The organism is Candidatus Nitrospira neuquenensis (genome assembly GCF_979578155.1).
On sequence record NZ_CEFZDU010000039.1, the window covers coordinates 56,039 to 76,419 of the forward strand.

Annotated in this window: 19 protein-coding genes; 9 read left to right on the forward strand and 10 right to left on the reverse strand. The window is 71.5% G+C overall.

Translation table 11 applies throughout. The features are described from left to right. The first annotated feature begins 208 nt into the window (after positions 1-208). The 3 genes from AC1U7O_RS17200 (at position 209) to AC1U7O_RS17210 (ending at position 2,228) form a co-directional block, all read left to right on the forward strand. A complete protein-coding gene (locus AC1U7O_RS17200; protein ID WP_479896127.1) occupies positions 209-394 on the forward strand; it encodes a hypothetical protein in 186 nt (61 codons plus the stop codon). Positions 395-557: 163 nt separating this feature from the next. Continuing rightward, positions 558-1,094: a hypothetical protein gene (locus AC1U7O_RS17205; protein WP_479896128.1), complete on the forward strand. Its 537-nt coding sequence runs from the start codon at positions 558-560 to the stop codon at positions 1,092-1,094. 18 nt (positions 1,095-1,112) lie between these two features. Beyond that, positions 1,113-2,228: a class I SAM-dependent methyltransferase gene (locus AC1U7O_RS17210; RefSeq protein ID WP_479896129.1), complete on the forward strand. Its 1,116-nt coding sequence runs from the start codon at positions 1,113-1,115 to the stop codon at positions 2,226-2,228. Between the two features lie 158 nt (positions 2,229-2,386). On the opposite strand, the gene AC1U7O_RS17215 is transcribed toward AC1U7O_RS17210, so the two are convergent. Then, positions 2,387-3,391: a PstS family phosphate ABC transporter substrate-binding protein gene (locus tag AC1U7O_RS17215; protein ID WP_479896130.1), complete on the reverse strand. Its 1,005-nt coding sequence runs from the start codon at positions 3,389-3,391 to the stop codon at positions 2,387-2,389. Between the two features lie 80 nt (positions 3,392-3,471). Next, positions 3,472-5,508: a hypothetical protein gene (locus AC1U7O_RS17220; RefSeq protein WP_479896131.1), complete on the reverse strand. Its 2,037-nt coding sequence runs from the start codon at positions 5,506-5,508 to the stop codon at positions 3,472-3,474. A 218-nt stretch (positions 5,509-5,726) separates the two neighbouring features. Between AC1U7O_RS17220 and AC1U7O_RS17225 the strand changes: the two genes are divergently transcribed. Then, complete coding sequence (locus AC1U7O_RS17225; protein WP_479896132.1) at positions 5,727-6,395, forward strand: hypothetical protein; 669 nt, start codon at positions 5,727-5,729, stop codon at positions 6,393-6,395. A gap of 40 nt (positions 6,396-6,435) precedes the next feature. Continuing rightward, positions 6,436-6,855, forward strand: coding sequence for a hypothetical protein (locus AC1U7O_RS17230; RefSeq protein WP_479896133.1), 420 nt, complete (start codon positions 6,436-6,438; stop codon positions 6,853-6,855). Positions 6,856-6,894: 39 nt separating this feature from the next. Here the strand turns inward: AC1U7O_RS17230 and msrB are convergent, their stop codons facing one another. The 4 genes from msrB to AC1U7O_RS17250 all read right to left on the reverse strand — a co-directional run bounded on the left by msrB (position 6,895) and on the right by AC1U7O_RS17250 (position 12,377). Beyond that, on the reverse strand, positions 6,895-7,389 hold the full coding sequence (gene msrB, locus AC1U7O_RS17235) for a peptide-methionine (R)-S-oxide reductase MsrB (protein ID WP_479896134.1): 495 nt from the start codon (positions 7,387-7,389) through the stop codon (positions 6,895-6,897). Between the two features lie 67 nt (positions 7,390-7,456). Beyond that, positions 7,457-10,567, reverse strand: a complete 3,111-nt coding sequence (locus AC1U7O_RS17240; protein WP_479896135.1) for an efflux RND transporter permease subunit — start codon at positions 10,565-10,567, stop codon at positions 7,457-7,459. A gap of 39 nt (positions 10,568-10,606) precedes the next feature. Then, a complete protein-coding gene (locus AC1U7O_RS17245) occupies positions 10,607-11,791 on the reverse strand; it encodes a THUMP domain-containing class I SAM-dependent RNA methyltransferase (RefSeq protein ID WP_479896136.1) in 1,185 nt (394 codons plus the stop codon). Positions 11,792-11,894: 103 nt separating this feature from the next. Next, positions 11,895-12,377 (reverse strand): EVE domain-containing protein, encoded by a 483-nt coding sequence (locus AC1U7O_RS17250; protein WP_479896137.1) that lies wholly within the window; start codon positions 12,375-12,377, stop codon positions 11,895-11,897. A 124-nt stretch (positions 12,378-12,501) separates the two neighbouring features. On the opposite strand from AC1U7O_RS17250, the gene AC1U7O_RS17255 reads away from it, so the two are divergent. Next, a complete protein-coding gene (locus tag AC1U7O_RS17255) occupies positions 12,502-13,305 on the forward strand; it encodes a YdcF family protein (protein ID WP_479896224.1) in 804 nt (267 codons plus the stop codon). A 6-nt stretch (positions 13,306-13,311) separates the two neighbouring features. On the opposite strand, the gene AC1U7O_RS17260 is transcribed toward AC1U7O_RS17255, so the two are convergent. Continuing rightward, positions 13,312-13,683: a hypothetical protein gene (locus AC1U7O_RS17260; protein ID WP_479896138.1), complete on the reverse strand. Its 372-nt coding sequence runs from the start codon at positions 13,681-13,683 to the stop codon at positions 13,312-13,314. Positions 13,684-13,792: 109 nt separating this feature from the next. Here AC1U7O_RS17260 and AC1U7O_RS17265 point away from each other — a divergent pair, with 109 nt between their 5' ends. The 3 genes from AC1U7O_RS17265 to thrH all read left to right on the forward strand — a co-directional run bounded on the left by AC1U7O_RS17265 (position 13,793) and on the right by thrH (position 16,154). Next, positions 13,793-14,590: a YkgJ family cysteine cluster protein gene (locus AC1U7O_RS17265; protein ID WP_479896139.1), complete on the forward strand. Its 798-nt coding sequence runs from the start codon at positions 13,793-13,795 to the stop codon at positions 14,588-14,590. Beyond that, positions 14,587-15,438, forward strand: a complete 852-nt coding sequence (locus AC1U7O_RS17270) for a 2-thiouracil desulfurase family protein (RefSeq protein WP_479896140.1) — start codon at positions 14,587-14,589, stop codon at positions 15,436-15,438. The genes AC1U7O_RS17265 and AC1U7O_RS17270 overlap by 4 nt, the downstream gene beginning before the upstream one ends. A 95-nt stretch (positions 15,439-15,533) precedes the next feature. Then, positions 15,534-16,154: a bifunctional phosphoserine phosphatase/homoserine phosphotransferase ThrH gene (gene thrH, locus AC1U7O_RS17275; RefSeq protein WP_479896141.1), complete on the forward strand. Its 621-nt coding sequence runs from the start codon at positions 15,534-15,536 to the stop codon at positions 16,152-16,154. A gap of 124 nt (positions 16,155-16,278) precedes the next feature. On the opposite strand, the gene AC1U7O_RS17280 is transcribed toward thrH, so the two are convergent. The 3 genes from AC1U7O_RS17280 to AC1U7O_RS17290 all read right to left on the reverse strand — a co-directional run bounded on the left by AC1U7O_RS17280 (position 16,279) and on the right by AC1U7O_RS17290 (position 20,225). Further along, positions 16,279-17,604: a RecQ family ATP-dependent DNA helicase gene (locus tag AC1U7O_RS17280; protein ID WP_479896142.1), complete on the reverse strand. Its 1,326-nt coding sequence runs from the start codon at positions 17,602-17,604 to the stop codon at positions 16,279-16,281. A 289-nt stretch (positions 17,605-17,893) separates the two neighbouring features. Next, positions 17,894-18,337, reverse strand: a complete 444-nt coding sequence (locus AC1U7O_RS17285; RefSeq protein WP_479896143.1) for a hypothetical protein — start codon at positions 18,335-18,337, stop codon at positions 17,894-17,896. Positions 18,338-18,461: 124 nt separating this feature from the next. Continuing rightward, a complete protein-coding gene (locus tag AC1U7O_RS17290) occupies positions 18,462-20,225 on the reverse strand; it encodes an alginate export family protein (protein ID WP_479896144.1) in 1,764 nt (587 codons plus the stop codon). Between the last annotated feature and the right edge of the window lie 156 nt (positions 20,226-20,381).

Here is a 20,381-nt window from a genome sequence, read left to right on the forward strand (position 1 = left end):
TGCCCCGGGCCAGGTCCTCCCGCCAGGCGGCCCACGAATGGACCGCCCGGTTGTCCACGATGACGTTGAGGTCGTCGAACTGGAAGGAGGCGCCGAGGCTGTTCGCGCAGGCGAGGCCGGTCGCGGCGAGCAGCCACAGGGGGATGGGCCCCGTCATCGGGCAGCGGGGGCCTGGACCGCGGTCGAGACGGCGAGGGCGCGGTCGAGCATGGCCACGGCGGTCCACCAGCGATCGGGCGCGTTGCGGAGGACGAGGAGCGCCCGGCGGATCGCCCGCGGGGACCGGCGGCGGGACGAGGAGGCAGAGCGCCGCCAGAACGAGCGGACCGACGGCCTCGGCACCGGGAACGGGCTTCATGGCGGGACCTCCTTCGCCGGGCGCCACGGCCGGTGAAGTACCTAAATCCTTTTCAGGGTAGGCCGTCCTCGCGGTCCTGTCGAGGGGCTCGAGCGCGCTCCCGATCGGAGCCCCGGGCGGAGCTCACTCACCGCTTTCCAAACCCGGTGCGGAGCGGTACACTACGGCCTCCTTGCCGGCGAAGGAGAGGAGACCCGCGATGGCCCGCACCTTGCTCATGACCGTCGCCCTGACGCTGCTCGCCGCCCAGGCCTGGGCCCAGCCGGCCGACCGGCCGGCGCCCAGGCGGCCGGCGCCGCTCCCGGAGGCGAGGCCCGAGACGGCCGGCGAGACGGCCGGCACGAAGGAGGGCCTCGCGGCGGACTGCGGGGCCAAGATCCAGCGGACGTTCCCGCCGGTCCGGATCGCCGTGTCGGAGCTCGCGCTCGATCGCGTCAAGCTGGGCCAGCAGCTCCGGATGGTGTCCATTCCCCTGAAAGCCCCGCGCGGGGACATCAAGGCCGTCCACTGGTTCGAGAACGATCTCCAGCAGGCCTTCGAGCTCATCCGCCTGCTGCAGGCGGGACGGGTCGCGGCCGTGACCGTCATGCCCTTCGTGCACGATCCCAGCGAGGCCTACATCTTCCGCGGTGCGACGGCGGACGACCTGCGCGCCTGCCAGACGGACCGGATCATCGAGGTCCTGGGACGCTGCTCGGAATGCGAGGTGCTCGAATGGCTGGACCTCAAGCCCTGAACCCGACGAGGGTGGGCCGTGGTTGAGCACGGTGGTCCCGCCCCGACTCCCGACCGTCCCGCCGGGGCCTCCTGCGTCGGCATGGTCGGGCAGGGATTCTACAACGAGCATTCGCGGGCGCAGCGCGCCGCGGTCGAGATCGCCCTGCCGCTGCTCATCCGCGCGGCCGAGACGGCACCGCTGCCCGACCCCGGCGGCGCGTTCCTGGTGGCCGACTACGGTTCCTCCGAGGGCCGCAACTCGCTCGCGCCCCTGCGCGCCGTCGTGGAGACCGTGCGCCGGCGCGCCGGCGAGGGCGTGCCCATCGCGATCGTGCACAACGACGTGCCGGGCAACGACTTCGCCTCGCTCTTCACGCTCCTGGACACCTCGCCGGACAGTTACCTGCGGGTCGGCTCGAACCTGTTTCCCTACGCCAGCGGGCGCTCGTTCTACCACCGGGTCTTCCCCGCGAACCAGGTCTGCCTCGGCTGGTCGGCGGGCTCGATCCACTGGCTCAGCGCGGCACCGTCGCTCCCCGACCACATCTGGCCGGCGCTGGCGACCGGCCCCGCCGCGGAGGCCCTGGCCGCCCAGGCGAGGGGGGACTGGGCGCGTTTTCTCGACCATCGCGCGCACGAGCTGCGGCCCGGCGGCCTGCTGGTCCTGACGGGTCTCTACCGGGACGAGCGCGGCGAGACCGGCGGGGAACGGCTGAACGACGCAGCCAACGCGGCGCTCCGGGCGATGGCCGAGGAGGGTCGGCTGCGACGCGGCGAATATGCGCGGATGCTGATCCCGCTCTACTGCCGGACCAGGAAGGAGTTCACGGCGCCCTTCGCCGAGGGAACAGTCGCCTCGTGGCTGGAGCTGCGGGACTACCGCGAGACATCGACGCCGGACCCCCTGTGGACCGAGTACGAGCGGAGCCGGGACGCGGCGGCCCTGGCGGCCGACTGCGCCGCCGCCTACCGCGCCTTCACGGAGCCGGCGTTGTTCGGGGCGCTGGAGGACGATCGGCCGCCGCAGGAGCGGCGCACCCTCGCGGACGAATTCTACGAGCGGCTCCGGCGCGCGGTCGCGGCCGATCCGGCCGTCGCCCCCTCGCACTGGAACGTCGTCATGATGCTGCTCGCCAAGGAGACGGACGACTGACCGGCGCCGCGCCCGCGCCGCGACGGCGGATCGGCGGCGGCCCCGCCGGGCGAGGTCATGATCCTCTTCGCCGACACCGGCAGGCCCGCGAGGCGGAGCCATCCGGCCTGGCGGGGATGAAGCGGGACGCGCGAACGGTCGAGGGCGGGGCGAGGGGGTTACTTGATCTTCGCCAGCCCGTGCTGAATGATCCAGTCCTCCACCCCCACGTAGCCGTCCCTGACCAACGCCTCCTGGCCCTCTTGGCTATGCAGCAGGCGCAGGAACTCCCGCACGGCCGGCGGGAGCGGCTTGTGGCCCGGCAGGAGCTTGCGGGGGGCCTGGTTCACGTAGACGTAGAGGTAGCGTCGGAGCGGGTACTTGCGGCCCTTGATGTTCTCGACCGACGGCTCGACGAAGGGCGAGCCCTCGTCGTAGGCGAGGGGCACGACGCGGACCTCCGGGGTGGCGGCCGCCAGGCTGCCGTAGCCCATGCCGGTCCGGTCGTGGACGACGGCGTGGACGACCGCCGCCGAGTCGGCGAACTCCCGGACGCCCGCCTTGAAGTCCTCCCGGTTCAGCGCCTTGTCCTTGAAGAACTCGTGGGTGCCCGTCGTGGCGGCGAGGCCGTAGAGGGTGATGGGGGCCTCCGCCCACTCGCCCCCCAGCCCGAGCTGGCCCCAGGTCGTGATGTTCCGATAACTGTACCGCGGCGTCTTGGAGAAGATCGCGTCCGCCTGGTCCAGGGTCAGGCCCTCGAGCGGATTGTCCTTGTGGACGCAGACCGCCAGGGCGTCCACCGCGATCGCGTAGGGTGTCGGACGGTAGCCGTGGGCGGCCTCGAACTTCGCGACCTCGCCCTCCTCCATGAGGCGGGACAGGACGGCGAGCTGCGCCGCGTCCTGGATCAGCGCGGCCGCCGCGGCGGTCGAGTCGGCCGGTCGGATCTGGACCTTCGCCTCCGGGTACCGGCGCTGGAACCACGCCGCCAGCTCCGCCAGCGGCCGAGCCACCAGATCGGAGCCCACGAGCGTGACCGACCCGGCGACGCCCTCCGCCGTGACGTAGGGGACGAGGGCCGGCGCGCCGGACGGCGGACCGACCGCCCCCGCCGGCAGGCCCGCCGCGAGCGCGGCCATCCCCACCGCCATGACTCCCAGCACCCGTCCCGCCGCACGCCCCATGCCCTCGCCTCCCGGTTGACGTCGAACCGCTCCGTTCCGCGCGAAATTCCGCGCCATCCTACAGACGCCGCCGGCCCTAATCAAGGTCGTCCAGGCCCGGCCCGGTCCAGAAACAGCCCGGCCGGCTCCTCCGAAAGGGTCATCCCGTTCCCCCGTGGTCCACGGGGCGACGCGGGCACCCGGAGATAGTCGTCCTCGCCGGCGAGGTCGAAGAAGGCGCCGAGGCCGCCCGGCGAGGCCCAGCCCATGCCGATCGGCGTCGCATACCGATCGCGGCCGCCCTGCTCGATGAACAGCCCCCAGGCGCGGAGGTCCGCCTGGCCGAGGCCGCCAGCCCGCTCCAGCTCGTAGCGGTCGTCTTCCGGGCCCGCGTCCACCGCGAGCATGACGCTCCCGTCCCAGGCCGCGCCGCCGTCGTAGACCGGTCCGGTGGAGCGGTACAGATCCCGGCCGCCGTAGTCCACGAAGAGGCCGAGTGCCTGGTGGGCGCCGGCGGCCAGGCCGTAGCGCGCGACCTCGCGCTCATCGTCGCCGGCCAGGTCGAGGGCGAGCCCCGCGCCGAAGAAGTACCCCGCCCCCAGCGAGAAGTTGGCGCCGCGGTAGCGGTCGTTCCCGCTCAGGTCGAGCAGGAGCCCGACCCCGCCCGCGAGCGACCGGCCGCGCGGCTCCGGCTGCGGGACATGGACCCGTGTGCCGGCGCCGGTCCCCAGGCCGAGACAGTCGTACTGGAACCGAGGATCGTCAGGGGCGACGCCCGGCGCCTCCGCCTCGTTGTAGGCGCTGGGGAGGCGGCCGCCGCAGCGATAGTCGTCGTCACCCGCCGCGTCAATCAGCGCGCCGACGCCGAGTGGGCCCCCGAAGCCCAGCGCGTACCCCCAACCCTCGTAGACATCGCGGCCGGCCGAGTCGAGCAGCAGCCCGATCCCGCCGACCGCCGCGCCCTGCGTGAAGCGGCTCCCCTCGTACCGATCGTTCCCCGCCAGGTCGAGGAGCAGCCCGACACCGGCCAGCCCCACGCCGCCGGCCCCGGGGGCAAGCCGATACCGATCATCGCCGGCGAGGTCCACGAGCAGCCCGACGCCCACCCGGCCGGTGGCCAGACCGAGCGGGTCGGATTCGTAGACATCGTCGCCGCCCAGGTCCATCACGACGCCGAGGCCGCCGGGCGCCGTCGTTGACGCGACGGCGCCCCGATAGACGTCCGCCCCGCCGACGTCGATCAGCAGCGCGATCCGCCCGTCGAGGTCGTAGCGGTTCGGTCCCGGCCCGCCGACGACCAAGAGCCCGACCTCGGTCTCCCGCACCAGCAGCAGGTCGCCGGAGACGCCGCCGACGGGCACCGGCGAGACGGGCCGATCCTGAAGGGCCCGGGCCAGGGCCGCCGGCCGCGGCGCCTCCACGAGCCGCGCGAGCACCTGCGCGGCCGCGACCAGCTCCGCGACGTCCAGCTCTTCCGCGACCAGTCGGCCGAACCGCTCGCCGGCCGGGACCCCGGCCCAACCCGCACCCTCGGTGCGTTCGACGTGGGGATAAAAGTCCCTGACCACGACGGCGGCCTGGTCGAAGAGGAAGGCACGGTCGGCCGGCGCCAGCCGGCGCAGCGCCCGCGCGCGCCGCCGCCCCGCCTCCTCCAGCGTGCGGACGAGGAAGGATTCCAGCTCCGCCGGCGACGTGACGTCGTCCTCCTCGGCCGCGGGCCGGCCGGCAGAGGGGCGGTCGCGGCCCGATTCGAGGGCGGCGAGGAGCCGAGGAAGGGCCGACGGGCCGGCCTCGGCGAGGGCGGCGAGTCGGAGCCCCCAGTTTTCCAGCGCGACCAGACCGGCCCAGGGGTCGGCGAGGGCCTCGACGACCATGGCCCGCTTGTGCCGGGCCGGGACGGCGCTTCCCGCCGCGAGCGCGCGCCGCGCCCCCTCCTGCTGGTCGGCGACGCGGCGATCCAGCTCCGGCTGGACCTCGTTGCGCAGGGCGGCGACGACCGGCGCGGGGCCGGCCGGAGGCGAGGGGACGGGAAGCCGCTCCGCGCGAGACTGCGCCGGGCCGCAACCCGGTCCGGCGGCGATCAGCACGGCCACCGCCGCGCAGGCCAGCCGATGGAGCCGTCGCCTCCGCGGTTGCATCCTCCGTCGCACGCGACTACCATGTGCCCTGGTTTCCGCTGGGACAAGCCCTGCACGGAGCGTCACCCCGGCGCACGCCGGGGCCCAGTCCGTCACCCCGGCGAACGCCGGGGGCCAGTCCCGATGCGTGTCGGCCGGACCTGGATTCCGGCCCCCGGCTCGAAGCGTGCCGGGACACGTTTCGCCCGAATGACGGGCAGGCGCCTGGAGGCACAGCCGTGAGTCTGCTGCTCCGTGCGAGGTCGCGCCGGCTCGCGGCCGCCCTGCTCCTGCCGCTGGCCGGCTGTGTCCCGTACACGCCCACCCTGTACCTGGAAGCCAGTCCGGCCACCATTCCGGTCGAAGTCTATGTCGAGGAGTTGCGCGACGCCACGCCGCCCGAGGACCGGGAGGCCTCCTCCCGCGCCAGCCTCGCGCAGACGAGCGCGTCGGAGATGGACGGCGAGCTGGCGCCGCTCGTCACGAAGGCCATCACGGCGGATTTCAGCGCCACCGGCCTGTTCCGCTCGGTCGCCTCGCGCCCGGACCGGGCCGACCTCATCCTGCGCGGGACGATCCGGCGTTTTCACGGGGAGGTGACGCTGCCTCCCTGGATGGTGCTGCCCGGCCTCTCACTGGCCGCCCAGGCCTTCTGGGGATTGGCGCAGCAGTGGGAGGGCGACGTGGAGCTGGAGCTCGTCGCCCTCAGCCGAGACGGCCGCACGCTCGGCGCCTACCGCGGGTTGTCGCGCTACGAGGAGGTCGCCGCGCACGACCGTCACTTCTGGTCCATGCCCTTTTATCCGGCGCACATCCGGCTCAACGAGGCCTTCACCGAGGCGGTGCGGCAGATCCGCGAGCAGCTCCTCAAGGACCGCGAGCGGCTCGCGGCGCAGGGCGGACCTTGAGCCGGTCGCGCGCGTGGAGTAGAATCGCGCCGGTTTCGTCATGGCGACACACCGCCGTCCCACCGCCCTCGCCCTCGCCGGCTGCCTGCTGCTCGCGGCCTGCCTCCCTTCCGCCCCCTACCGGGAGGGCCGGGGCATCTACTCGCCGGCCTTCTCGGCGGATCAAGTGAAGGAGGCGGCGATGGCCGGCAAGGTCACGGACCTCGGCCCCTTCTCCCTGGAGGTCTCGGCCTGCGGCAACTACACCCGCGGCCTGGCGGACGAGAACCTGGTGGAGGAACCTCTGCTCGCCAAGCTCCCGACGCTCGGCGCCAACGCCGCCGACCGGATCGCCGCCGGGGAGCGGGGCGATTTCTTCCTCCTGAGCCTCCTCATCATCCCGATGGGCTGCTCGGAGGTCACGCTCACGGGCCATGCGCTTTCCGTGGACCTTCCCGAACCGGGTCCCATCCGCCGCTGACCGCCGGCCGTCTGGCGCTCCCTCCCCGGCCGGCGTGATTCACGCCGGCACGAAGGTCAGCGCCGCGGAGTTGATGCAGTAGCGCTTCCCGGTCGGCGGAGGCCCGTCGTCGAAGACGTGGCCCAGGTGCCCGCCGCAGCGGGCGCAGTGCACCTCCGTGCGCGGCAGGATCAGCTTCCAGTCGGTCTTGGTGCCGACGGCCGCCTCCGCGACGGGCCGCCAGAAGCTGGGCCAGCCCGTGCCGCTGTCGTACTTGTGCGCGGAGGAGAACAGCGGCAGGGCGCAGCCGGCGCACTGGTAGATGCCCGCCGCCTTGTGGTCGTGGTACCGGTTCCGGAAGGGCGGCTCCGTCTGCTCGTGCCGCAGGACGAGGTACTGCTCCTCCGTCAGGATCGCCCGCCATTCCGCGTCGGTCTTGGTCACCTGGAACATGGCCGTGGCCTCCTTCGCCCATGCCGGGAGCGCGCCGCCCGCGCGTGCGAGCCGGTCCGGTCCCGGCGCCGCGCCGATCATCGGCGGGGTTCGCCCGTCCATTCTCGCCCCTTCGCCCTTCAGGAGCAAGACCGCTCCCGACCGGTCGGTCGCGGGATCGCCGCCGCCCTTACAGGTGGCGGCCGTCGGGGGCGGCCTCGGGCGGCCGGGCTCCCTCTTCCGCCAGCTCCTTGCGGTGCAGGACCCGGTACAGGACGGGGAGGACCAGCAGGATCAGGAAGGCCGAGGTGAGCATGCCGCCGACGACGACCCGCGCCAGCGGCTGCTGGGACTGGGCGCCGATGCCCGTCGCCACGGCCGCCGGCAGGAGCCCGATGGCCGCGGCCAGGGTCGTCATCAGCACGGGCCGCATCCGGCTGTCGGCGCTCGTCAGGATCGCGGTGCGCAGGTCGAAGCCCTCCTCGCGCAGGTCGCGGATGCGGACGACGAGGATCAGGCCGCCCTGGATGGCCACCCCGAAGAGGGAGATGAAGCCGACGGCCGCCGACACGCTGAAGTCCGTCCCCGTCAGGAGCAGGGAGAAGACGCCGCCGACCAACGCGAAGGGGACGGCGGCCAGCACCAGCACGGCGTCGCCGAAGGAGCCGACGGCCAGGTACACCAGGAACAGGATGACCAGCAGGCTGACGGGGATGATCCGGATGAGGCGGTGCTTCTCGTCCTGGAGCTGGTCGTACTCGCCGTGCCACTCCATCCGGTAGCGCTCGGGCAGGGTCACCTGCTCCTTGAGCTTGCGCTGCGCCTCCTCGACCGTGCTCTCCAGGTCCCGGCCGCGCACGCTGAACTTGATCGGGATGTACCGCTCGTTGTTCTCGCGGTAGATGATGAAGGCCCCCGTCTGCATGGAGATGTCCGCGAGCTGCTTGAGCGGGATCCGCGCCCCCTCCGGCGTGCTGACCTGAATGTTGGAGATCGTCTCGACGTCCTGCCGGTACTCGGGCAGGAAGCGGACGACGAGGTCGAACCAGCGCTCGCCCTCGAACACGCGCGTCACGGCCTGGCCGCCGATGGCGGCCTGCACGACGGCGTTGACGTCCGCCACCTGGAGCCCGTAGCGCGCGCAGGCCTGCCGGTCCACATGGATGAGGAGATTCGGCTGCCCGCGCAGCCGGAAGATGCCGAGATCCTTGACCCCCCGGATGTCCTTCATGACCCGCTCGATCTCGACGGCCTTCTCCTCCAGCACCCTGAGGTCGGGCCCGAACAGCTTGATCGAGTTCTCGCCCTTGACGCCGGACATGGCCTCCTGGACGTTGTCCTGGATCACCTGGGAGAAATTGAACGAGACGCCGGGGATGGTCGCGAGCCGCGCCTCGATCTCCTCGATCAGGTGCTCCTTGCCCTTCACCTCGGGCCGCCAGTCCCGCGGCCGCTTCAGGTTCACGAGGAACTCGGCGTTGAAGAAGCTCGTCGGGTCGGTGCCGTCGTCGGGCCGCCCGAGCTGCGACACCACGCCGGTCACCTCGGGGAACTCGCGGAAGATGCCGCGGACGAGCGTGGCGATCTGCGCCGCCTGGTCGAAGGAGATGTCCACGGGCATCGTGGCCCGGACCCAGAGGTTGCCCTCCTCGAGAGCCGGCATGAACTCGCCGCCCAGGAAGGGCACGACCGCGAACAGGAGCACCACCAGGGCCACGGCCAGCCCGATCACGACCGCCTCGTGCTCCAGCGCCCACCGGAGCGACGCCAGGTAGCCGTGCCGGAGGCCCCGCACGAGCGGCATCTCTTCCTCGCGCACGGGCCCCGTGAGCAGGAGCGCGCAGAGCGCGGGGGCGAGGGTGAAGGCCATCAGCAGCGCCCCGCTCAGGGCGAAGCCGTAGGTCAGCGACATGGGGGCGAAGATCTTGCCCGGCACGCCGGTCATCGTGAAGAGCGGGATGAAGGCGACCACGATGATCGTCGTCGCGAAGAAGATCGGCCGCCCCACCTCGCGCGCCGCCCGCAGGATGTGCATCGGAACCGTCAGCCCCGGCCCGCGGCGGTGGGCGATGTGCGCGAAGATGCTCTCGACCATGATGAGCGTGGAGTCCACGATGATGCCGAAGTCGATCGCCCCCAGGGAGATCAGGTTGGCCGACTCGCCGATGACCACCATCATGGCGAAGGTGAACATGAGCGCCATCGGCACGGTCAGCGCCACGATCACGGAGGTCCGGAAGTGCCCGAGGAACACGAACAGGATCACGAAGACGAGGGCGATGCCGCTGATCAGGATGTCCACGACCGTCTCGATGGTCGTGTGGATGAGCACGGTCCGGTCGTAGAAGGTCTTGACCTGGACGCCCTTGGGCAGCTTCCAGGCATTCAGCTCCTCCACCTTCCGCTTGACCTGCTCCAGCACGGGCAGCGCCTTGGCGCCGCGCTGGAGCAGGACGACGCCCTCGACGACGTCGTCCCGGTCGTCGATGCCCACCTTGCCGAGCCGGACGCGGTGGCCCACGCTGACCTTGCCGAGGTTGCGGATGAAGACCGGGGTCCCGGCCTTCTCGGCCACGACGACGTGCTCGATGTCCTCGAGGCTGTCGATGAGGCCCAGGCCGCGGATGTTGACGTTCTGCGCGCCGACCGTGAGGTAGTTCCCGCCGACGTTCGCGTTGCTGTTGGCCAGGGCGTCCATGACCTGCGGCAGGGTGATGCCGTAGCCGATCAGCGCGCCGGGGTCCAGGTCCACGTGGTACTCCTTGGTCGTGCCGCCGAAGGCGGTCACGTCGATCACGCCCGGCACCCGCTTGAACTCCCGCTGGAGCTGCCAGTCCTGGATCGTCTTGAGGTCGGTGAGCGACTGCCCCTCGCCGACCAGCTCGTAACGGTAGATCTCCGCGATGGCCCACCAGGGCGAGAGCGCCGGGCTGGCCCCGCCGGCCAGGTTCAGCATGGCCAGCCGGTTCAGCACCTCCTGGCGGTCGAAGAAGTAGTTGGTCCGGAAATCGAAGTAGATCTTGATGTCGCTGAGCCCGAAGATGGACAGGGAGCGGACGTCGGTCAGGCCGGGCATCGCGGCCATGCCGACCTCGATGGGAATGGTGATCTGCCGCTCCATCTCCTCGGCCGACCAGCCGGGATACTGGGTGATGACCTCGACCATCGGCGGGGAGGGGTCGGGGTAGGCGACGACGTCCAGGATGTGGAAGGCGTAGAGCCCGCCGAACAGCAGCATGACCCCGAGCACGCAGACGAAGACCCGCTGTTCGAGGGCGAATTCGACGATCCGGGCGATCATGGGCCTCTCCTCTCCCCCCTCCGGAGGAGGGGGCGCGAGCTAGCTATCACACCCGGCGGCAGGCGTCAACGGCCGCCGCAGCGGCCCGCGCACCAGGGGGAATTCGTACAGCCGGCATTCGATGGCCCCGTTGTACAGGGGGCGGCGCCGCGCGGGCGCGAGCCCGATCAGCTTCGGCAGCCGCCGGTCCGCGGTGAAGATGCAGGCCCGCCAGCCGGCGAACCGCTGCTTGAGCCGGTCGCCGAGCCGCGGGTAGAGCGCGGCCAGCTCCGCCTCGTCGCCCATCCGGACGCCGTAGGGGGGGTTGGTGATCAAGAGCCCCCGCGCCGCCGGCGGCTCCACCTCCAGCACGTCCGCCCGCCGCAGGACCGCCGCGCCGCCGAGCCCCGCCGCCTCGAAGTTCGCGCGCGCCGCCGCCAGGGCCGCCTCGTCCCGGTCGCAGCCCTCCAGGAGGACGCCGGCCGGCTCCGCGCGCCGCCCGGCCGCTTCCGCGCAGCACGCGCGCCAGGCGGCCGCGTCGAACCGCCGGAGATGCTCGACGGCGAAGCGCCGGCCGAGCCCCGGTGCCACGTTCCAGGCCATCATCGCCGCCTCCAGCAGGAGCGTGCCGGCCCCGCACATGGGGTCCAACAACGGACAGTCCGGCGTCCAGCCGGCGAGCCGCAGCAGGCCGGCCGCCAGGTTCTCGCGCAGCGGCGCCTCGCCCGCAGCCCGCCGGTAGCCGCGCTTGAACAAGGCCTCGCCCGAGGTGTCGAGGTAGAGCGTGAAGCGCCGCTCGTCGAGGAACAGGGCGATGCGGAGGTCGGGCCGGCGGGTGTCCACGCTCGGGCGGACGCCACGATCCGCGACGAAACGATCGCAGACGGCGTCCTTGACGCGCAGGGTGACGAAGTCCAGGCTGCGGAGAGGGGCCCGGACCGCCGTGACCTTCACCTTGATCGTGCGATCGGGCGAGAACCAAGCGGGCCAGGGCTGGTCGCGGACGGCCCGGTAGAGGTCCTCCTCGCCGCGGTAGGGGCCCTCGGCCAGCCTCCAGAACAGGCGGCTGGCGATCCGGCTTTCCAGGTTGACCCGGTAGGCCAGCTCGAAGGGACCGCAGAAGCCGACACCGCCCTCGGCGGGGACCAAATCCCGCGCGCCCAGCTCGGCCAGCTCGGCGCGGAGGACCGGCTCCAGCCCGCGGGGGCAGGGGGCGAAGAAGACCTCAAACCGAAGGGCTCCCACTAGCCCACAGTGGTCATGGCGGTTCGTGACGAAATCGCGCCGTCGCGCGCGAGACGGGCGCGCGGAGCCGCCAATCCGCGATGGCAGGAGAAGCGTTCATGAATCATGCGGGCTCGTGCCCGGCGAGCTTGAGGATGATCGCCCATTCCCCCGGCGTCACCGGCTGCACGGAAAGTCGCGAGCCCTTGCGGAGCAGCACCATCCGGCGCAGGCCCGCCTGCCGGCGCAGCTCGTCCAGCGGCAGCGGACGGGGGAACTTCCGGACGAGCGCGACGTCCACCATGAACCAGGTCGGGCGATCGGGCCGGCTCTTGGGATCGTAGTGGTGGTCCGTGGGGTCGAAGGCCGTGTGGTCCGGGTAGGCCTCGCGGACGACCTCGACGATGCCGACCGCGGCGGGCGGGTCGGCGTTGCTGTGGTAGAAGAGCGCCAGGTCCCCCTTCTTCATCTCGCGCAGGTAGTTGCGCGCCTGGTAGTTCCGCACGCCGTCCCAGCAGGTCCGGCGGCCCGGCGCGGCGGCCAGGTCGTCGATGGAGAAGGCCGCCGGCTCGGACTTCATCAGCCAGTACCGCGGGTGATGAGCCATCCCCCTCGCGCGTCCCTTGTACCTCGGATGCCCCGGTGCTATCGTGTCCCGACCCGGCCGCGGCGCGCCGGGCCGCGCCGCGGCCGATTGTACGCTATTGCGCCGCCCGGAGGAATAGGTGCCCATGTCCCCCGTCCTGTTCGGCCTCTACAAGCTCGCCAAGTACGCGGTGCTCCCCTACACCTGGCTGGTCCTCCTGTTCGGGCTGACCTGGCTCCTGAGCCGGGACGGCGCCGCCGGCTCGCCCCGGCGCCGGCTGCGTCTCCTGGCGATCGCGGGGGTCCTCGTGAGCTGGGGGCTGGGCAACGCCTTCGTCGCCTCCACCCTGATCGGCCTGCTCGAGTCCCAGTACCCGCCCATCGAGCTGCCGTCCGCGCGGACGTACGGGGCGATCGTCGTCCTCGGCGGCGGCCTCCGCAGCGCCGGCACCCTGAGACCCGACACGGAGTTGTCCTGGATGACGATGGAGCGGACGCTCTGCGGGGTGGAGCTGTACCGGGCGGGCGTCGCGCCGAGACTGCTGTTCACCGGCGGCGACCCCGCCATCTTCGGCCGGGGCCCGGTGGAGGCGGAGGAGATGAAGCGGCTCGCTCTCAAGCTGGACGTGCCGGAGGAGGCCATCGCCGTCGAGGGCAACTCCCGGACGACCTACGAGAGCGCGGTCGAGACCGGCCGGTTGCTCGGCGCCGCGCCGGTCCTGCTCGTCACCTCCGCGAGCCACATTCCGAGGGCGCTGGGCCTCTTCCGCAAGCAGGGGCTGGACGCGACGCCGGCCCCCTGCGGCTACCTCGCGCAGAACCGGCCGGGGACCGGCTGGCAGTTCGATCCCTTCGCCCTCCTGCCCGACGTCCGCGACCTGCACACGAGCACCTACGCGATCAACGAGCTGGTGGGCAGCCTGGTCTACCGGCTGACGGGGAAGCTGTGAGGCCGGCTAGCGGCAGTGCTCATCGAGGTAGTCGAGCAGGGCCTTGTAGGTCAGCTCGCGCGTCCGCGCCTTGGACGGCGGCGGGTCCTCGAGGCCGGCCTCCAGCCAGACCCGGTCGCCGACCTGCCGCTGCGCCTCGTCGCAGACCGTCCACATCTCGTGGAGAAATCCCTCGGGGAGGCCCACCTGGACACCCTCCGATTCGATCCGGTCGTCCAGGAGGGCCATGAGGTCGGAAATCGCCTGGTCCGGCCGATAGGGCGGCTGGGCGAACCCGAAGGCCCGCTGGGCCATGGCCTCCTGCCTCGCCTGCTCGACGAGGTCGCCCATGTACTCCTTGAGCAGCCCGATCAGGTGGCCGGTGAGCCTCATCGCCATGCCCTCCTCCGGACGCGGGTCCATTATCGGCCGGGGACGCGCGCATCGCAAGCGGCGGGCGGGCCGGCCGGTGAGACACAGACGGCGCGCTCGGTGTATCATGCCGCACATGGCGGAGCCGAAATCGGTGGAGCGCCTCGAGGTCTGCGTCAACACGCCGGCCGGGCCGCTCACGCGCACGGTCGAGGTCCCGACGGGCTGGGTGCCGATCGCCGCCATCGTGCCCGTGCTGCGGGGCCTCGGCGAGGGCGCGCTCGCCCTCGAGGAGCGCCGGGCTCTGGCGGCCGGCGAGGCCGTGTCCTGCAGGAAGGGCTGTGCGGCCTGCTGCCGGATGCTGGTGCCGGTTTCGGCCCCGGAGGCCTTCGCCCTGCGCGAGGTGGTCCGGGCGCTGCCGGAGGAGCGGCGAATGGCCCTCCTCGCCAAGGTCGCCGAGGCGCGGGCGCGCCTCGAGGCGGCGGGGCTCCTCGACCGGCTGGCCGAGCTCGGCGAGACCGACCGGCAGCTTCAGGACGAGGACATGGAGGCCGTCAACCGCGACTACTACGCGCTCCGCCTGCCCTGCCCCTTCCTGGAGGAGGAGGTCTGCTCGATCTACGAGGACCGGCCGGCCGCCTGCCGCGAGCTGCTCGTGACAACCCCCGCCGAGTGGTGCGGCGACCTCCTCGCCAACCCCGTCCGGCCCCTGCCCGTGGCCGTCCGCGTGGGCACCGCGCTCGGGCTGCTCTGGGCGGACCTGGCGGGGGGCCCGGCCCGCCTGATCCCCCTGCCCCTCGCCCTGGAGTGGGCGGAGCGCCGCGAGGCGGCGCACCGCCGCACCTGGCGGGGCGCGGAGCTGTTCGAGAAGGCGATGGACAAGGTCTGGTGGCTGTTGAGCCGGGTCTTCTCCGGGGAGCGCCCCTCGCCATGACGAAGCGGCCCGCCCCCGCGGCCGGCCGGGGCCGGCCGGTCCCGCCGCCGCGCCTGCGCATCGGCATCAGCGCCTGCCTGCTCGGCCGTCCCGTGCGCTACGACGGCACGCACCGCTACCAGGCCTGGACGGAGGACCTCGACCGGCTGGTCGAATGGGTGCCGGTCTGCCCGGAGGTGGAGCTGGGGCTCGGCACGCCCCGCGAGCCGATCCACCTGGTCGCCCCGGCCAAGTCTTCTCCGGCCGCGTTCCGTGACGCCGGCACAGGATCGTCACCCCGGCGGAAGGTCCACCCTGGACATCCTGAATCCGGGGTCGTCACCGCGGCCACTGGGGTGTCACCCCGGCGGGCGCCGGGGTCCAGTCCCGATGCATGTCCGCCGGACCTGGATTCCGGCCCCGGATTAAAAATGTCCGGGGTGACGACCTTGCGCCGGAACGACGGAAGGGCGGCCGGAACGATCGAGGACGATCCACCGCCTCGTGTGCTCGGAGTCGAGACCGGCCGGGACCATACGCGCCGCATGACGGCCTATGCGGCGGTGAGGCTGCGGGAATTGGCGCGGCTCGACCTCTGCGGCTTCGTCTTCAAGGATCGCTCCCCGAGCTGCGGCCCGGAGGGCGTGCCGGTGCAGACCCCGCGCGGCGTCGCGACGACCGGCACGGGGCTCTTCGCCCGCGCCGTCCGCGCCCGCTTTCCCGGCCTGCCCGTGACGGGGGAGGAGCGGCTCCGCGATCCGGCGGCGCGGGCGGCCTTCCTGCGACGGGTTCGGGCCTACGCCGCCGCGCGGGCGGGCCGGCGGCCCCTGGCCCGCGGGGCCGGAGGGCGCGCCCCCGCCCGCCGCTGAGCGTCCCTCCCTCCGGCCGATTGTGCGCCGGCGGGATTTACGCTATCATCCGGCGCTTCGCTCGGCCCTCTCCACGAACACAGGAGCCTCGTCCCATGACCCAGCCCGTGATGGCCTGCCTCGACCTCGAGGGCGTGCTCGTTCCCGAGATCTGGATCACCGTGGCCCGCAAGACCGGGATCGCGGAGCTGAGCCTGACGACCCGCGACGTGCCGGACTACGACGCGCTCATGACGCGGCGGATCGGCATCCTGGCGCGGGAGCGGCTGACGCTGGCGGACATCCAGGCGGTGATCGCGACGATGGCGCCGCTGGAGGGCGCGGCCGCGTTCCTCGCGTGGCTCCGCGAGCGCTGCCAGGTCATCATCCTCTCGGATACCTTCTACGAGTTCGCCCTGCCGCTCATGCGGCAGCTCGCCTACCCCACGCTCTTCTGCAACCGGCTGGAGGTGGACGGGGCGGGCCGGATCGTCGGCTACCGGCTTCGCCTGCCGGACCAGAAACGGCAGTCGGTGGCCGCGCTGAAGCGGCTCCGGTTCACGGTCGTGGCCGCCGGCGACTCTTACAACGACACGAGCATGCTGAAGGAGGCCGACGCCGGGATCTTCTTCCGCCCGCCCGATTCGATCGTCAAGGAGTTCCCGCAGTTCCCGGTGACGAGGACCTACGAGGAGCTCACGCGGGCCTTCATCGAGGCGGGCCGGCTGGCGCCCTGACAGCGGCCTCATGCCCCACCCCGGCGCCCGCCGCTCCTCCTCCGTCACCCCGGCGCACGCCGGGGTCCAGTCCGTCACCCCGGCGAAAGCCGGGGCCCAGTCCGAAGTCGCTCGGCGCCGGCGGCTACGCCTTCCCCCCGCATCGGTCGCAACGGCCGCAGGGCCCGAGCGCCGCTTCCGGCTCGTCGTCGAAATACTCCAGGAAGGCGAGCTGCCGGCAGCCGCTCGCGTGGACGTACTCCACCATGCGCTGGAGCAGGCGGGCCAGCTCGGCCCGGCGGTCCCCGGATTGAGAATGTCCGGGGCGGGCCCCGGCTTGATTCTCACCGGGGCAGGCCCCCGCCGAGGCGGAGGCGGACCGCGCGATCAGGAATTCCTGCGTGCGCACGTCGGCCGGATGGTAGAGGAGGACGCAGCGGGCCGGCGCCCCGTCCCGCCCCGCCCTGCCCGCTTCCTGGTAGTAGGCCTCCAGGCTCCCCGGCAGGTCGTAGTGGACGAGCAGCCGGACGTCCGGCTTGTCGATGCCCATGCCGAAGGCGTTGGTGGCGACGAGGATGGGCAGCGAGCCGGAGAGGAAGCGGTCCTGGACGCCGGCCCGCAGCGCATCGGCCAGGCCCGCATGGTAGAAACCCGCGGCCAGGCCAAAGCGGCCCAGCCGGGCGGCGACCTCCTCCACCCGGCGTCTGGTGGCGCAATAGACGAGGACCGCGCCGCGGCCGGGGGCCGGCGCCGCGGCCCGCACCAGCGCCTCCAACTCCCGCCACTTCTCCATCGGCGACGGGCAGAAGACGACCGAAAAGCCGAGGTTCGGCCGGCGGAAGCCGGTCACGATCCGGAGCGGCTCCTTGAGGGCCAGCTTCTCGACGATGTCGTCCCGCACGAGCGCGGTGGCCGTGGCGGTGAGCGCGAGGCACGGCGGCCGGCCGAGCTGCTCGCGGAAGTCCCCCAGGCGCAGGTAGTCCGGACGGAAGTCGTGCCCCCAGCGGGAGATGCAATGCGCCTCGTCCACGACGAGCAGCGAGGGCACGGCCGCCCGCAGGACGCGGACGAACCGGCCGTGCCGGGCCCGCTCCGGCGCCACGTAGAGCAGCCGCAGGCGGCCGAGGCGCAGGGCCTGGACGACCCGGTCGCGCTCGTCCTCCGCCAGCCCCGAGTGGAACGCGGCGGCGGCGATCCCGCGGTCGCGCAGGACGTCCACCTGGTCCTTCATGAGCGCGATGAGGGGGGAGACGACGACGGCCAGGCCCGGCGTGAGCGTCGCGGGCAACTGAAAGCAGAGGGACTTGCCCCGGCCGGTCGGCATGACGGCCAGGACGTCGCGGCCGTCGAGGACCGCCTCGATCGCCTCGCGCTGGCCGGGGCGGAAGGAAGCGAAGCCGAATCGAGCCTGAAGATGGGTTGCGAGTGCGTCGGCTTGCCGGCAGCCGAGGGTCGGTGGGACGAGCGTCACGGGGGCGGAGTATAAAAGAAGGCGCCGGTAAGAGGCAATGGGCGCGGGACCCCGGGCTCCTCCCTCGTCACCCCGGCGCACGCCGGGGTCCAGTCCGGAACCTGGATTCCGGCCCCGGATTACAACCGTCCGGGGTGACGACCTTCCGCTGGAATGACGGAAGGGAAATGACGGCCCTGGGCAAGGCTTCCGCGGGGAATGACGCACAAGGCGCCGAAACGACGAGTGCCGGCCCCGGACCGAAGTCCGAGGCCGGCACCCGTGCCGACACGCGATCAACCGCCCGTCGTTACGGCGCGGTATAGGAGCCGTACTTGGGCACCTTCTCGCAGATGTCCTTCGGCTCCTGATTGTTCGCCTTGCAGAGGTAGAAGAGGGCCCCCTGCGCGGAGAGCCGCTGCTCCTTGTGCTCGCTGGCGTTCCCGTATCCGATCGCCATCTCGAGCAACTGGATGCCCTTCTTGTCGATGTTGGCCGCCTTGGCCTTGGCGAGCGCCTCCGTGAGCTCGCCGTTGGCCTTCTTCATGTTCCGCACATCCGCGCCCCAGGTCTTGTTGAAATCCTCCGGGCTGTTGTAGGCGGTGTACCGCTTGCCCTCGCCGGGATAGTCGGTCAAGTCCTTGACGGCCTGGTTGGTCAGATTGATGGCGTCGGCCACCTGGGCCTGCGCCGCCTGCGGCGCCGTCCAGCACGCCAGTCCGGCCACCACGGCCAGAAGCATGAGTGTTCTCATGGTGGTCTCCTTTTCTCCGGCTAGAGGCGTGGGGCTTAAGAGGCGCGAAGGACAACCGGTTCTCCTCCGCCTCGCATCGGCTCCCCCTCGCCGCCGGTCCCTGCCTCTTGCCATGTGTCCCAGATCAGAAGTTCATCCACAACGACAGGTACCACCAGTCCTGGTCGGCGTTGCTGGCCAGGTTGTCCCGGATGTAGGCCCCGGTGAACAGGTGGCCCCAGGTCCCCTGGAGGGCGACCTTGCCGTCCGCGAACATCCGCGTCCAGGTGAAGTCAACCTCGTCGCCGATGTGGCGCTGGTTGTTGTTCGCCTTCGTCCAGACATAGGGCGTCTGGGCGGCGCGGTACCAGTTGTCCTTCGTGTTGGCCAGGTTGAAGTTCGCGTACCAGATCTCGAAGTGGTCGCGCTCGCTCGGCCGGAACTGGAAGTTGACCTGCGGGCTGAACATGTTCCGCCAGGCCATCACGTCCATGTAGGCCATGTGGATGTGGTTTGTCGGGTAGAAGTTCTCGAAGGTGTTGGACGTCCGGCACTGCCGGCCCGCCGTCCCGGCCGCGTTGTTCGCGCTGCAGTTCGCGTTGCCGTCGCCGGAGGCGTAGTCCAGGCCCACCGCCAGGCGGGGCTTCCACCTGTGCTCATAGACCGTGTAGCCGATCCAGTTCCTGGTCGCCCAGGCGTTGATGTGCAGGTCCATGTTCGTGCCGTTGTTGCCGGAGGCCTGCCGGCCGAACTGGTACTCGATCTCGTTGATCACGTCCCAGTTCCCCTTCCGCATCTCGGTCCGGTTGCCGATCGTGTTGCGGATCTGCAGGTTGGCCTTGGGCAACGCGGCGCCCGTCCAGCCGCCGATTGGCCCCCCTAGAGCTCCGGACACCGTGCACGTGTTACCTGGAACGGTGCACGTTGGTGTCGTGCCCGCGCCCACGACCGGGGTCTGCTGGTTGTTCGTGAAGTTCGTGTACAGGATGTAGTGGGGCTCGAAGAGGAAGCCCGGGACGGACTTGATCTGGGTGTACAGGAGGAACATGTCCGCGGCGTTGTTGGCCTTGGTGCCGGCCACCGCGCCGCCCACCCCGCCGACCGACGCGGCCTGCGTGATGTTCATGTCCGCCTCCCGGAACCACCCGAAGTAGGCGTCCACCGCCTTGGTGGAGTACTGGAACAGGATCCCGTCATGGCTGAAGCCCGTGTTCGCCCAGTCGAAGTGGCCGAACAGGGAGTGGTTGCCGAAGATCAGGTACTGCCGGCCGGCCTTCATGCTCAGGCCCTGGACGCCGCCCAGGTTCCGGATCAACACGTAGGCCGCCCTGACGCCCAGGGTACACTGGCCGACCTGCACCGTATTACAGTTGTTGTTCAGGGCCGGGCCGCCGGCCGCGCCCGACTGCGAGGGGTTGGCGTTGGTCCCCCAGTCGCTGGCATAGAGCAATTCCATGTAGAAGTTGACGTCCGGCGACAGGTCGTAGCCGATACCCAGCCGCACCCACTGCTGGACGAAGAAGGTGTTGCCGGACCCGGTGTTGCTCGGGTTGGCGTTGGCCCTGGCGTTGGCCAGCGTGTTACAGGCGCCGGCCGTCGGGTTGCCGTTGCCGAAGCACATGCCGTTTCGCATTTCCGGCCTCACGCGCAGGTCGGCGCGCAGCCAGAAGTTCTTGAGGTCGAAGTTCCGGCCGATGACCGGATCATAGGCCTCGTACGCTTCCTTCTGGGGAATGTTCCGCGGGATCGGAGGGAGGTTAGTAATGCGCTCGCCGGGGGGCAGCTCGTAGCCCGCCAGGGCGGGGGTGAACGGGGAAGAAACCAGGACCTGGAGGCCGGCCATCAGCACGGCCGCAGCCACGGCGGGGAAGACCGCCGGCCACCCTTTTCGTCCTCTGATGCTCCTCATAGCGTTCCTCCTATTGAATTGGACTGCGACTCCCGACCGGCGAAGCCTCCCTGCCCTGCAGGGGTGTGCCCGCTTCGCCGAGACTCGCTTCTGGTCCAACCGCTCCCACTATGATGCGGAGCCGTTAGCGCCGGTCATGGGACTCGTGCGTGCACG